This is a genomic window from Paenirhizobium cremeum (assembly GCF_022884085.1).
GTDB lineage: Bacteria > Pseudomonadota > Alphaproteobacteria > Rhizobiales > Rhizobiaceae > Allorhizobium > Allorhizobium cremeum.
Map to the genome: position 1 here is coordinate 106,472 of NZ_JAGGCS010000014.1, position 13,505 is coordinate 119,976.

The window sequence follows — 13,505 nt, forward strand, 5'->3', positions numbered from 1 at the left end:
AGAGCAAGGAGCGGCCCAAGCCGCCCCTTGCATTCACGTTTCGGTGTACGCGCAGTGACTCAGTTGAGATCGAGAACGATGCGGCCGTCGATCTTGCCCTCTTCCATGCGGTGGAAGATGTCGTTGATGTTTTCGATCTTGTCCCAGGAGAAGTGCGACTTCACCTTGCCTTCGCCGGCGAAGACCAGGGATTCCTCGAGGTCCTGACGGGTGCCGACGATCGAGCCGCGGACCGTGATGCGCTTCAGCACCGTGTCGAAAACCGGCAGAGAGATAAAGCCCGGCGGCAGACCGACGAGCGCCATGGTTCCCTTGGAGCGCAGGAAGCCATAGGCCTGTTCCATCGCCTTGGGGGAGACGGCGGTGACGAGCGCACCGTGCACGCCGCCGGTCACCTTCTGCACCTGCGCGATGGCGTCGGCATCACGGCCGTTGACCGTGACGTCAGCGCCGAGATCTTTGGCGAGCTTCAGCTTGTCATCGAAGATATCGGCGGCAACGACGTGCATGCCCATCGCCTTGGCGTATTGGACGGCCATATGGCCGAGACCGCCAATGCCGGAGATGACCACCCATTCGCCGGGGCGAACTTCGGTTTCCTTCAGGCCCTTGTAGACGGTGACACCGGCGCAAAGGACGGGAGCGGCCGGGCCAAATTCCAGATTATCCGGCAGGCGGCCGACGAAATCCGGGTCGGCGAGGCCGTACTGGGCAAACGTGCCGTTGACGGAATAGCCGGTATTCTGCTGGCTACCGCAAAGGGTTTCCCAGCCGGTACGGCAGGGCGTGCAGCAGCCGCAGGCGGTATGAAGCCACGGAACGCCGATGCGGTCGCCTTCCTTGATGCGGGTCACGCCGGCACCCAGCTTGGCGACGTAGCCGACGCCTTCATGGCCCGGAACGAACGGCGGGTTCGGCTTGACCGGCCAGTCGCCGTTGGCGGCATGCAGATCGGTGTGGCAAACGCCGGTCGCTTCGTATTTCACGAGGATCTGCCCCGGACCGGGCTCCGGAATGGCCATCTCCTCAATGACCAGAGGCTTGCCGAACTCCCGCACCACGGCGGCCTTCATCACAGATGCCATGTCTATCTCCCTGGTAGATGACTTTGGATTGAACTCACCCTACCCCGCCGACCGTGACGATCACGCGAAGTCGAGGGCAAGCTAGCCCAATGCTGCCAGGCAATTCTTGATTCGTATCAAGCCGAAGGCCAAATTCGCAAAGCCGGCGTCGCACATTTGCGACAGCCGAGAGCGGCAAAACATGCTGCACCGCAACCCTCAGGCGAGGTATTTCTTGAGGAACGCCACAGTGCGCGACCAGGCGAGATCGGCTGCCGCCTTGTCGTAACGGGCTGCCGACGTATCGTTGTTGAAGGCGTGGTTGACCCCGTCATAGACATGCAGCTCAAAGGTCTTGCCATCCTTCTCGAGCGCCGCCTTGTAGGCGTCGATGCCGGCATTGATACGCTCGTCCAGCCCGGCATAATGCAAAAGCAGGGGGGCTTTTATCTTCGGCACGTCTTCTGCCGGCGGCTGCGCGCCGTAATAAGCGACGCCTGCTCCGAGTTCCGGCGAGGCGACCGCCAATCGGTTAACGAGACCGCCACCCCAGCAGAAGCCGATTGCCCCCACCTTACCGTTGGCCTTCTCATATCCGGCAAGGAAAGCGCGCGTCGCTTCGCCATTTGCGACGGTGGCCGCCATGTCGAGTTTGGAGAACATCTCGCGCGCCTGGTCCTCGTTTTCCGGCGTACCGCCCTGCGGCGAAAGGAAATCGGGGGCGAGCGCCACGAAACCTTCGAGCGCCATGCGGCGCGTAACGTCACGGATATGCGGATTGAGGCCACGGTTTTCGTGAATGACGATGACGGCAGGCAGCTTGCCTGCCGCGTCCTTCGGCAGCGCCAGATAGCCCTTCATCTCGCCGGAACCGCCGGGATAGGTGATCTCCTGAGTGTCGAGACGAGCGTCGTTTTCCTCGACGACGGCGGCGCTCGCCTTGCTGGCGGCTAGCATCGGCGCAATCGCCGCTGCCGCAGCACCCGAGCCGGCAAGCATCGTCAGCTTTTCCATGAAACGGCGACGGTCGAGCGTCAGATGGGTGTATTCGTCATAGGCGGCGATCATCGCCTGGGTAATTTTCGGAGTGCTCATGGGATCTTCTCCTCCCTCGTCTCATTGCCCATAAGGCCTATCGGCCCCGACCGATGATAGGAGCCTCTGGCAGCGGACCAAGACACATGCGCGTGAGCGCCGTTCACTTTTCAGGAGGTCGCCATCCAGACGGCGAGCCAGACCCACATTGCGCCGAGAGCAAGAAAACCGGCCATGAACAACGGGAAACGCAACGCCATACGATTGCTGGTGACATGTACGGCTGCATGGGCGTAGCGCGTGGCGACGAAGATCCAGGCGAGCACGACGGACGCCAGATTGTCCGCCTCGGCGATAAAAAGAAGAACGCAGCAGAGATAGAAGAGAACCGGCAGCTCGAACTGGTTGGCGATGCAATTCCTTACGGACAGGCTTTCCGGCGGATCGTTGCGGCCCCAGCGCATCGTCTCCTCATCGATGCGGCCTTCGCGCAAAAGCCGCCGGCGGCGCAGGCGCAACAATCCATAGAGAGCGTAAACAAGAAAGACCTGGGCGAGAATGGGCCAGAAAATCTGGAAGCCTGTCATCGAAGACATCTCCGTCCGCGGCAAAATACAAAAAACATTCAATAGAAAAGGGCAGCCGGAAAAGGCCGGCCGCCCATCTGGCAGAAGCGATCAGGCGGCGCCCGGATAGTTGGGACTTTCGCGGGTGATGGTCACACCATGCGGATGGCTTTCGCGCAGGCCCGCACCGGAAATGCGCACGAAGGTCGCCTTCTGCTGGAAGTCCTTGATGTCGTGACCGCCGACATAGCCCATCGCAGCCTTGAGACCGCCTGCGAGCTGGTGCAGCACGGCCGATACCGGACCCTTGTAGGGAACCTGACCCTCGATGCCCTCGGGAACGAGTTTCAGCGTATCGCGCACCTCGGCCTGGAAATAGCGGTCGGCGGAGCCGCGCGCCATGGCGCCGACAGAACCCATGCCACGGTATGCCTTGAAGGAACGCCCCTGGTAGAGATAGACCTCGCCCGGGCTTTCATCCGTGCCAGCAAGCAGCGAGCCGACCATGACGGCCGATGCGCCGGCGGCAATCGCCTTCGCCAGGTCGCCCGAGAACTTGATACCGCCATCGGCGATCACCGGAATACCGTACTTGTCGGCTTCCTCGACCGAGGCCATGACGGCGGCGAGCTGCGGCACGCCGACGCCGGCGACGACGCGCGTGGTGCAGATCGAGCCCGGGCCGATGCCGACCTTGATGCAATCGGCGCCGGCATCGATGAGGGCGCGGGTGCCCTCGCCGGTCGCCACGTTGCCGGCGATGATGCGGACCGAATTCGACATCTTCTTGACGACCGACACGGCGTCCAGAACCTTCTGCGAATGGCCATGCGCGGTATCGACGACGATGACGTCGACACCGGCCTCGATTAGCCGCTCGGCACGTTCGCGGCCATCGTCGCCGGTCGAGATCGCGGCGGCGACGCGCAGGCGGCCGTGGATATCCTTGGCGGCATTCGGGTTGAGCTGCGACTTCTCGATATCCTTGACGGTGATGAGGCCGATGCAGCGGCCGTCATTGTCGACCACCAGCAGCTTTTCGATGCGGTGGGCATGCAGAAGGCGCTTTGCTTCCTGCTGGTGGACATTCTCCCTCACCGTGACGAGGTTTTCCTTCGTCATCAGTTCATGGATTTTCTGTGAATGATCCGAGGCGAAGCGGACGTCACGGTTGGTCAGGATGCCGACGAGGCGGCCGGGACGGCCACCGTTCTCCACCACCGGGATACCGGAGATGCCGTGGGCCTTCATCAAGGCCAGCGCCTCGGCGAGCGTCGCGTCGGGGCCGATCGTCACGGGATTGACGACCATGCCGCTTTCAAACTTCTTGACCTGCCGGACTTCCTCGGCCTGCTCGACCGGTGTCAGGTTCCGGTGGATGACGCCGAGACCGCCGGCCTGGGCCATGGCGATGGCGAGACGGCTTTCGGTGACCGTATCCATGGCGGAGGAAAGGATCGGCAGCGAAAGGTCGATGTCCTTCGCGATCCGGGTTGCGATGTTGGTCTGCCCCGGCATGACCTCGGAGTGTCCGGGCTGCAGGAGAACATCGTCGAAGGTGAGCGCTTCCGCTCCGGTTGCAGAGGTTACGATGCGTGCCATTGCCAATTCCTTCGGTTGAATAGGCAGAATCCTCCGGGAAAGGGGTTTCTCCCCCGGACGCTCCTGCATGAAATGCTTGGAAGTTGGCGAGGGCTGGTAACACGTTCATGACAGGAAGGGAATAGCAAAACCTCGGCCGGGGGCGCATTGCAGGCCTGCAAAACCGCAAAGGCGGTAGCGAAGGAGTAATTTTGTGCATTGCAAAAGATTTTACCGATTTTCCAAACCGACCTTGAAAGGTCCGCTCGTACTATCCGGGCAGGCTCAAGAACGGGCCTGGGGAAAGGGGTAAGCACGATGAACAACCTGCAGCAACGCGCACGCGCATTCGAAGACCAATATGCACACCAGCAAGAAATGCTGTTCAAGGCGGAGGCCCGCCGTAACGTCATGATCGGCAAGTGGGCTGCTGCGGCCATGGGCCGTCCGGATGGCGAAGCCTATGCCCGCGAACTGGCTCTGACCCAGGTCAACGAGCCGCACCGCCTGCTGGAACGCCTGCGCCGCGACTTCGAGGCAGCAGGCGTCGAGGTGAAGGATACCGAGATCCAGAGCCGGATGCTCGAAATGCTCCATCAGGCCGCGGAAGAGCTTCACGACAAGGGCTGAAGCTCCTCAAGATCTGTCCAGACGCCGGCCGGATCGGCCGACCGGCGCGCCGGTCGCCGCTGCTCAGATGTCGAACTGATAGGATTTCGGCACGAACCGGTAACCCATATCGAGCTTTTCGACATAACCGACCGCCGGGAAAGGCATGTGGTAGCCCAGGAACGGCAGACGATCCGCCGCCGCCATATCGAAGACACGCTTGCGGGTTGCGGCGGCCGCGGCCTTGTCCATGTCGAATTTCACCTCCCAGTCGGGACGCTGGAGCGACAGCACGAAATGGTTCGCGGTGTCAGCCGCCAGAATGAGCTGGCGACCCTCCGATTCGAGCCGGTAGATCATGTGACCCGGCGTGTGGCCGAAGGCGGACTCGGCAGTGACGCCCGAAACAACCGAGGCCCCGCTTTCCACGAACGTCATCTTCTCCGCCAGCGGCTTCACATTGGCGAGTACGCCCTTGTGCCCGTTCTCCGCCGGGGTTCCCGCCCGACCCGGATCGACCCAGAAATCGTATTCCGCGCGCCCTGCAACATAACGCGCGTTCGGGAAGGCCGGCTTGCCGCTTTCCATCAGACCGCCGATATGGTCGCCGTGCATATGGGTGAGCACGACGATGGAAACGTCCTCGCGCTTGTAACCTGCGGCCGTCAACCCCTCGATCAGGCGGCCGCCGCCCTGGGCGCGGGCGCCCTCCCCGAGGCCCGTGTCGAACAGGATGATATCCGAGCCAGTATTGACCAGCACGGGCGAGAAGCTGTTGACGAACTGGTCGGTCGGCAGGAAGTTGTCGGCGAGCAGTTCGCCGACCGCCTCGACCGGCTGGTCTGTGCCGAAGGTTTCGCCGGGATTGGCCGAAGGCCGCGACCCGTCCTTGACGACAACAAGTTCGAAACCGCCCATCTTGAAACGATGGGTTTCCGGCGGCATGGCGTGGTTGATATCCATGGACGTATCGGCCTGCTGCGCGAGCGCCGCGCGGGTCATGACCATGGGGGCAGCCAGCGCGGCAAAACCCGCACTCCCAAGCAGCATGCGCCTATTCATTGCCGTCATAGCTTTCTCCTCTTCCAACCGATTGGCGACCGCCCAACGGCGGCCATGGCGGGCAAGATAGGCCATGTCGTTGCCGTGAGAAGCACCTTCACGCAGACGTGATCCGTCGAGCCGCGATGCCATTGGCAGATGCCGCCACTGCGGTTAAAAGGGCATCGCCTGGCCATCTCCCAGCCGTGCAGGATTCCCGCCTGATGAACCGCATCACCCCTCTCATTCTCGCCGTTGCGCTGTTCATGGAGCAGATGGATTCGACGGTGATCTCCACGGCTCTGCCGGCGATTGCGACCGACCTCGGCGTCGGCCCGATCACGCTGAAGCTGGCGCTCACCTCCTATATGGTGGCGCTGGCGATCTTCATTCCCGTCAGCGGATGGATGGCGGACCGCTACGGCGCGAAGAAGATCTTCCGTGCGGCCATTCTCGTCTTCATTGCCGGCTCCATCCTCTGCGCAATGTCGCAGTCGCTTCTCACCTTCGTCGGCGCCCGCTTCCTGCAGGGTATGGGCGGCGCGATGATGACGCCGGTCGGGCGTCTCGTGCTGCTTCGCACGACCAAGCGCAGCGAACTTGTTTCCGCCATGGCGCTCCTGACCATTCCCGCCCTTGTCGGCCCGCTGACCGGGCCGCCGATCGGTGGTTTCATCACCACCTATTTCAGCTGGCAGTGGATCTTTCTCATCAACGTGCCGATCGGCGTTCTGGGCGTGTGGCTCTCCACGATCTACCTTCCCGAAGTGCCGCCTACATCGACCCCTGCGATCGACATCAAGGGGTTTTTCTACATGGCGTTCGCCACCTCCGGCGTGGTGTTCGGTCTGTCAGTTATCAGCCTGCCGGCGCTGCCGCTGCAGGTCGGCTTCGGCGCAGTTGCGATCGGGCTCATCAGCGGCACCCTTTATGTGCGCCATGCAAGGCAACACAGCACTCCGCTCCTCGATCTCGAACTCTTCCGCAACAGGGCCTTCCGCGCCTCGATCACCGGCGGCTCCGTCTTCCGCATCGCGACCGGAGCCATCCCCTTCCTGATGCCGCTTATGCTGCAGCTCGGCTTCGGCATGACGCCTTTCCAGTCCGGCCTCATCACCTTCATCGGGGCGATCGGAGCGATCACCACCAAGTTCATGGCGCGCCGCGTCTTCGCTGCAGCGGGCTTTCGCACCGTGCTGATCGTTGCTGCGCTGGGCGGCGCGGCGATGACGGCGGCCAATGCCTTCTTCACCCCGGCCACGCCTCACATCGTCATCATGGGCTTCCTGCTCGTCGCCGGTTTCTGCCGCTCGTTCTTCTTCACCGGCGTCAATTCGCTGGGTTATGCCGATATCGAGGACGAGCAGGCCAGTCAGGCGACATCGATGAGCTCGGTCATGCAGCAGGTCAGCCTTGCGCTGGGCGTCGCCGTCGCCGCGGCGATCCTTGAGGCCAATATCGCGCTTCACGGCCGGGAACTATCGCTCGCGGATTTCCATCTGGCCTTCACCATCGTCGCCGCACTTTCGCTGCTGGCGGTCATCCCCTTCATCGGCCTGGCACGCGACGCAGGCGCCGCCGTTTCCGGCCATCGCCGGCCGGCAGGCGTGGGCGAGGATATACCCGTCAAATAGGGTCGATGACAGCCTATTGCGGCCGTTCGCAGACGGCGGACAGCTTGTTGCCGTCGGGATCGCGCACATAGGCTGCATAGAAATTTGCGTGAAAGGGCCGAAGGCCCGGCGGGCCATCGTCCGTGCCGCCATTCGCGAGGGCCGCGGCGTGAAAGGCATCGACCGCCGCACGGCTCTCCGCTTCCAGCGCGACCATCGAGCCGTTGCCGCGCGTGGCCGGCTCTCCGTCGAAAGGCTTTGTCACCCAGAGACGGCAGCGCACGTCGTCATCCGCCCCGTAACCGGCCTCCACCTCCTCCGTCCGCTGCCGCTTCAGGCCGAGCGGTGCGAGTGCGGCATCGTAGAAGGAAATGGCGCGGGCGAGATCGTTGGTTCCGATCGTCACATAGAGCAGCATGCGATGGCTCATTCGTCAGCTTCAGCCGTCTCGTCTCCCGCATCCTGCGGCTCGGCAGCACGGCGACCCTTGAAGCCCTTGGCCAGCAGGAACATTTCCACCGATTCGGCACGCGACGAGCCCGGCTTCACATGAACGACCTGACGGAAATTCTGCTTCAGCATGGTGAGCAGTTCCTTCTCCGTGCCGCCCTGGAAGGTCTTTGCCAGGAAATGGCCGCCTTCCGCGAGAACCTCGACGGCAAAATGCGCTGCAACCTCGCAAAGATGCATGGTGCGCAGGTGATCCGTCTTCTGATGCCCGGTGGTCGGCGCCGCCATGTCGGAAATGACCAGATCCGGCGTGCCGCCGACGGCCTCGATCAGCTTTGCCGGCGCCTCAGGGTCGAGGAAGTCGAGCTGAAGAACCCTGACGCCGGGCAGCGGCGCCATTTCCAGGAAATCGATCGCGGCGACACGAATGTCCTCGTCGGTCGACCCCGTGACGTTGGCCGCGATCTGCGACCAGCTTCCCGGCGCCGCGCCAAGGTCGATGATCCGCTTCGCGCCCTTCAGGATCTGGTATTTCTCGTCGATCTCCAGGAGCTTGAAGGCCGCGCGCGCGCGGTAACCCTCGAGCTTCGCCCGCTGTACATAGGGGTCGTTGATGTGGCGTTCGAGCCAGCGGCGGGAGGAAGCCTTGAGCTTGCCCTTCTTGACCTTCTGGCCAAGCTTACGGCCGGTGCGGTTGCCGCTCACGGGTGGTTTCGTCATTGCATCAGCGCTCCCTGTGGGGCCGGCGCGGGCGACCACGCCGCCACACCCCGTCATCGGCCATCATGTCGGTCAGCAATCCTTCCCTCAACCCCCGGTCGGCGACGCGCATACGGCTTGCCGGCCAACGGCGGCGGATCGCCTCGAGGATGGCGCAGCCGGCCAGCACCAGATCGGCGCGATCCGGGCCGATGCATGGATTGGCGGCGCGGCCGGCATAATCCCACGACAGGAGCTTTGCCTGCATGGCCGAAACCTCGGCGTCGGAAAGCCACAGGCCATCCACCTTGCGGCGGTCGTAACGGGGAAGATCGAGATGGACGCCGGCGAGCGTCGTCACCGTTCCGGAAGTGCCGATCAGGTGGAAACCGTCCTCTCCCGCCTCCGATCCGAATGGCTGCGGGCAGTCGAACCGGTCCAGCATAGCCTGCACCTCACGGGTCATCGCCTCGAAGACGGTGGGCGTCACATCCCTTCCGCCGTGGCGTTCGGACAGGGTGACCACGCCGACCGGCAGCGAGGTCCAGTGGGTGATATGATTGGCAAGCCGGCTCGAACGATTCTCTCCGATGCGGATGACCGCGATTTCCGAGGAACCGCCGCCGATGTCGAAGAGCACGACGGAACGGGCTTCGCGGCCGACGAGCGAAGAGCAGCCGGATACCGCCAGACGCGCCTCCGTCTCACGGTTGATGATTTCGAGGTTGAGCCCGGTCTCGACCGTCACGCGGGCAAGGAATTCCTCGCCGTTTTCGGCCGCGCGGCAGGCCTCGGTCGCAATCAGCCGCATGCGTTTGATCTCACGCCCGGCGAGCTTGCCGGCACAGATGCGCAATGCCTCGACGGCGCGATCCATGGCCTCCGCGGAAAGCCGGCCATTGGCCGCCAGTCCCTCGCCGAGACGGACGATTCGCGAGAACGCATCGACCACGCGGAACTGGCCCGGCCGCGTCGGCTGGGCGATCAGCAGGCGGCAGTTGTTGGTGCCAAGATCGAGCGCCGCGTAAAGCTCGTCCGACCATTGCTCATGACCGCCTTGACCTCGTCCCCGCTCTGCAGCCTGCGGCGGATGGCGGCGGCCCGCATGATGATGATGCTCGTGGGCATGATGCGGGCGAGGATGATGATGATGCGGCTGGGGAGAGACGGCATCCGGCGCCGGCTGGCGGGCGGACTCGGCCTGCGGCGGCGTTCCCGCCGGGGCAAGCGGCCTCACCTGCGGGCCGCGCCGGTTACGGTTGCGACGGCGTTTCTTGCCCGCGCGGCCGTCGACGGCGGGCGTAGCCTCGGTCGCGGTTTTTTCGGGAGACGCCTGCTCCGGCGATGCCACAACAGCAGTCTCGGAACCCTTGGCATGGCCCGAGCGGTTGCGTCGCCGCCTTTTGCGCTTGCGGACAGGGCCATCGGCCACGTCGATATCGGAACGTCGCGTTGCTGCAGCCGCCTGATTTGCGGCATGCTCCAAAGCCTGAACGGTCGCGCCCGCCTGCGGCGCTGCGCTCCTCTTGGCCTTGCCGCGCCGGCGGGATGCCCCGCCTTTGCGTTTACCCGTCGACGCCCCCTCGCTTGGCGGCCTCTGGCCGCGATCGGGGTCTGTCACTGATCTTGTCCATTGCACCGCGCAAAGGCTTCGTCGTCATCCGAAGTCATGCTGCTGGCGCATTCTCGATTTCCGTTGGCAAAATGATATCAGCGAGCGGCCCATTCGCCAAACTGTTTTTGCCGCCGCCTGCCAGACCCTGCCCACGCCATCGCCACCGGCATCATTTTTTACGAAGTTTTTTTCAAAACGGGTATTTGCAAGCGTCGATCTTTTTGGTTATAAGCCCGCTCACCGACGGACCGCCCAAGGCGCTTCGCTCCGTTGGGGAATAGTTCAATGGTAGAACAGCGGACTCTGACTCCGTCGATCTTGGTTCGAATCCAGGTTCCCCAGCCAACGGCCTCTTAACCCACTGAAATCGTTCAAATGCCTCGCGCCAACGTTGGCGGAGCCAGGCTTTTTGCTACAATCCGCTGATACAAACCCGCTTCACGGCGGCTGGTGGACCTCTTGGCAATATCGAACGTTGTCCGCCGTGGCGGAATATATCATTTTCGGCGGGCCGTGCCGGTTGAGCTTCGGGAACGCATCGGTAGGCGTGAATTGGTGTGCAGCCTCGGAAGCTGCGACGCGAAGACTGCCCGCTTGCTTTCAGATCGGCTATACGCAAAGTCGGAAAATCTCTTTGAACTGGCTCGCCAAAACCCGATGCTCTCAGACGACCAACTCGCCCGCCTTGTCCAGGACTTCTATGCCCTTGTGCTTCGACAGGAAAAATCCATTCGAGCGAACGGTCGAGTTGTCTCCGAGGAGCAACGCGTCGCCCGCGCAGGATATTGGCGTCACATGGCTGAGGAGATTCGTAAGGCCCTGGGGGCGAACCGGCTGCACGATGGAAGTTGGACTGCGATCGAAGCCGCCAGACTTCAAGGCTTGAAGTGGCCAGACCTAGCGATCGAGGAAAGGCATCAATGCGCGGAGGCAGTTCACCGCGCCGGCATCGACCTCTCGAATGCCTTAGCTGCCCGATATGAAGGCGACTTCAATTTCGAGCCGAAGGACAAACTGCTGACTCGCGCTCTTCGTGACGATGTAGTCGTCCCGACCACACCGTCGCGACCAAAGACAGAGCCAGCTGTTCCAGGCACACTCCCCCTTTCTGACATCTATCTAGATTTCATCAAAAGACAGGTCGATCGTAAGGACTGGCGGCAGCAGATGGCTGCTCAGGCGAAGGCAACTTATCGTCTGTTCATAGCAATATGCGGCGACCGTCCCATCCCAGATTATCGCCGCACCGATGCTGCTACGTTCCGCAAAACAATCGAAAGAATGCCTTACGACTACGGAAAGGCCGCGATCTACAAAGGCTTAAACCCGTTTGAAATTATTGAGAAATTTGAGGCGACACCCCCAAATGAAAAGTCGGAGCGGTTGACTCAAAAGACCGTCAAACGGCATTTTGCCGCATTGTCTAAATTATGGTCTGAGGCCCTGGCAGATGGGGATGTCTCTGAGAACCTTTTCACCGGCTTCAAATTCTCGACTGCGAAAAGAGCCATCGACGAACGCGCTATGTGGAACGCCGACGAGCTTGAAACCCTATTCTCGTCGCCCGTGTGGACAGGCTGCCTAAACAGCCGCCAGCGACAAGAGAAAGGTGACAAGATAATTCGGGATGAAAAATTTTGGGTTCCGCTCATTACGCTGCTCAGTGGAATGAGGCTAGAAGAGATCTGCCAGCTTCAGACCGACGATATTCGTGAGGAAGACGGCATTGCCTATTTCGACTTAAATGACCGCCCGCCTCGCCAACTCAAGAACAAAAACGCGGTGCGAAAAGTACCAATCCACTCCGAATTGATACGTCTCGGGTTTCTCCGCTATGCCGAGGGCTTCGGGGAGCGCTCTCATTCGCTATTTCCGCAACTCAAGCCGGGCGGAGCGGACAATAAGTTTGGTCATGCATTCTCAAAGTGGTTCACCCGCTATCGGCAGCAGATCGGCGTCTACAAAAAGAACCTGGATTTTCATTCGCTTCGCCACACGGCAACAACGTGTATGCATCGAGCAGACGTGAACACAATGGTTATCGATCACCTGACCGGCCATAGCACACCGGGCGAAACCGCCCGCTATACGAAGGGGTCGGCTTTGAGCCAGTTGGCGGCAGCCGTTGAGACTATACGGCCACCGCTGGATTTCCGTAAATTGTATGACCAGAAGCTTCTGGAAACCTAGATTTCAGCGTTCGCGAAGAATAAGCCGTTCTGGCGCTTGCGCCACGCCTCGATCTCCCAACCGCTATAAACTTCTGAGAAGCGGTTTTGCGCCACCATGGAATTGAAATTTTCATAGAGATCCCCGTTCCAGACGGGAGTCGCCCGTGCCGCAGGCTGTAAAGCCCGGCATATTCCGAAGAGTCGAGGCGCATAAACCGGCTCTGTGTTCCAATGAGGCTTGAGTTTGAAAACCTCTTCCAGGAGATGGAATACGCCCCATTCGTCCGCAATCCCGCAATCACGTTTTGTGCTTTTGACGATGTAGCGGAACCATTCGATTTGCCGGCGAGACAGATTGACATCCAACGACTTGCGGTAGTGCGCCACGTTAATAGCCGCCGGGTCCATGTCCCAATGGATCTGACGAGACCACCATTTCCTAGTATGCTCCTCAAACGCCTTTACCTGCTCAGATGGAACGATGCAGAGCTGGTGAGCATGTATACCGTTGTACCTCCCGTGCTCGATGACATACATCCAACGATGTTGCTGCGGTATCGCGGTGCGCGCCCGCTTTCGCCAGCGTTTGCGTGGTGTCTCGTTCGATACCGCCAGCCATCGCGCCATTTCCTTGTTCCAGACCGGCAGCAGCTCTGTAAACCAGCGATGATCGGAAAGTCCCATCACCCGACCTGACAGGGTTATGTGAGTGTTGAAGTATTCTCCATACCGCCATGTCAGGAAGGACATGGCCTCATAAAGCTGGATTGTCTCGTTTGTCAGCGCTGTCTCACGCCAGCGCGCGCCCTGTGGTTCATAGATCAGATCGGGGTCGAACTTGGAGGCGAAATCTTGATGGTAGGGGGCATTCGCGGCAAACATGTGTGGCTCCTTATGTGGGGGAGCCGAAATTGGCTCCTATAGAAGACGGGCCATCACGTCTGTACCACTTCGGGATTCGGTCGCGAGCGTTTCAAGTGACCACAACGCTATACCAGATGCCGTTCGATGGCCTGCTAACATGCTGGTCGGCCACCGATATTCACTTATACCCCTCTCCG

12 protein-coding genes and 1 tRNA gene are annotated in these 13,505 nt (G+C 61.4%); 4 read left to right on the forward strand and 9 right to left on the reverse strand.

Annotated features, from left to right (window positions below; all coding sequences use genetic code 11):
• Positions 1-59: 59 nt before the first annotated feature.
• The 4 genes from adhP to guaB form a co-directional block, all read right to left on the reverse strand.
• The gene (gene adhP, locus J5N58_RS21380) at positions 60-1,085 is read right to left on the reverse strand and encodes an alcohol dehydrogenase AdhP (RefSeq protein WP_113442121.1); all 1,026 of its coding nucleotides are present in this window, start codon (positions 1,083-1,085) and stop codon (positions 60-62) included.
• 198 nt (positions 1,086-1,283) lie between these two features.
• The gene (locus J5N58_RS21385; protein WP_244712911.1) at positions 1,284-2,159 is read right to left on the reverse strand and encodes a dienelactone hydrolase family protein; all 876 of its coding nucleotides are present in this window, start codon (positions 2,157-2,159) and stop codon (positions 1,284-1,286) included.
• Between the two features lie 110 nt (positions 2,160-2,269).
• Positions 2,270-2,686, reverse strand: a complete 417-nt coding sequence (locus tag J5N58_RS21390) for an MAPEG family protein (protein ID WP_244712913.1) — start codon at positions 2,684-2,686, stop codon at positions 2,270-2,272.
• A 90-nt stretch (positions 2,687-2,776) separates the two neighbouring features.
• Positions 2,777-4,267: an IMP dehydrogenase gene (gene guaB, locus J5N58_RS21395; protein WP_112828347.1), complete on the reverse strand. Its 1,491-nt coding sequence runs from the start codon at positions 4,265-4,267 to the stop codon at positions 2,777-2,779.
• A 297-nt stretch (positions 4,268-4,564) separates the two neighbouring features.
• On the opposite strand from guaB, the gene J5N58_RS21400 reads away from it, so the two are divergent.
• Complete coding sequence (locus tag J5N58_RS21400; RefSeq protein WP_113442120.1) at positions 4,565-4,876, forward strand: DUF1476 domain-containing protein; 312 nt, start codon at positions 4,565-4,567, stop codon at positions 4,874-4,876.
• A 63-nt stretch (positions 4,877-4,939) separates the two neighbouring features.
• Here J5N58_RS21400 and J5N58_RS21405 read toward each other — a convergent pair whose 3' ends face one another.
• Complete coding sequence (locus J5N58_RS21405) at positions 4,940-5,917, reverse strand: MBL fold metallo-hydrolase (protein ID WP_425314481.1); 978 nt, start codon at positions 5,915-5,917, stop codon at positions 4,940-4,942.
• A gap of 203 nt (positions 5,918-6,120) precedes the next feature.
• Here J5N58_RS21405 and J5N58_RS21410 point away from each other — a divergent pair, with 203 nt between their 5' ends.
• Positions 6,121-7,530 (forward strand): DHA2 family efflux MFS transporter permease subunit, encoded by a 1,410-nt coding sequence (locus J5N58_RS21410; RefSeq protein WP_113439287.1) that lies wholly within the window; start codon positions 6,121-6,123, stop codon positions 7,528-7,530.
• A 13-nt stretch (positions 7,531-7,543) separates the two neighbouring features.
• Here the strand turns inward: J5N58_RS21410 and J5N58_RS21415 are convergent, their stop codons facing one another.
• The 3 genes from J5N58_RS21415 to J5N58_RS21425 are packed head-to-tail and all read right to left on the reverse strand — an operon-like array spanning position 7,544 to position 10,279.
• Positions 7,544-7,927 carry a VOC family protein gene (locus J5N58_RS21415; protein ID WP_113442164.1) on the reverse strand — a complete coding sequence of 128 codons (384 nt, stop codon included), beginning with the start codon at positions 7,925-7,927 and terminating at the stop codon, positions 7,544-7,546.
• An 8-nt stretch (positions 7,928-7,935) separates the two neighbouring features.
• Positions 7,936-8,679, reverse strand: a complete 744-nt coding sequence (locus J5N58_RS21420; RefSeq protein WP_112828349.1) for an RlmE family RNA methyltransferase — start codon at positions 8,677-8,679, stop codon at positions 7,936-7,938.
• Positions 8,680-8,683: 4 nt separating this feature from the next.
• Positions 8,684-10,279 (reverse strand): Ppx/GppA phosphatase family protein, encoded by a 1,596-nt coding sequence (locus J5N58_RS21425; protein ID WP_113442119.1) that lies wholly within the window; start codon positions 10,277-10,279, stop codon positions 8,684-8,686.
• Between the two features lie 265 nt (positions 10,280-10,544).
• Between J5N58_RS21425 and J5N58_RS21430 the strand changes: the two genes are divergently transcribed.
• Together J5N58_RS21430 and J5N58_RS21435 are read left to right on the forward strand one after the other, a co-directional pair.
• Positions 10,545-10,618, forward strand: a tRNA-Gln gene (locus J5N58_RS21430).
• 105 nt (positions 10,619-10,723) lie between these two features.
• On the forward strand, positions 10,724-12,463 hold the full coding sequence (locus J5N58_RS21435) for a tyrosine-type recombinase/integrase (RefSeq protein WP_342346013.1): 1,740 nt from the start codon (positions 10,724-10,726) through the stop codon (positions 12,461-12,463).
• Here J5N58_RS21435 and J5N58_RS21440 read toward each other — a convergent pair.
• Complete coding sequence (locus J5N58_RS21440) at positions 12,460-13,326, reverse strand: hypothetical protein (RefSeq protein ID WP_244712919.1); 867 nt, start codon at positions 13,324-13,326, stop codon at positions 12,460-12,462. The genes J5N58_RS21435 and J5N58_RS21440 overlap by 4 nt on opposite strands.
• Positions 13,327-13,505 lie beyond the last annotated feature (179 nt).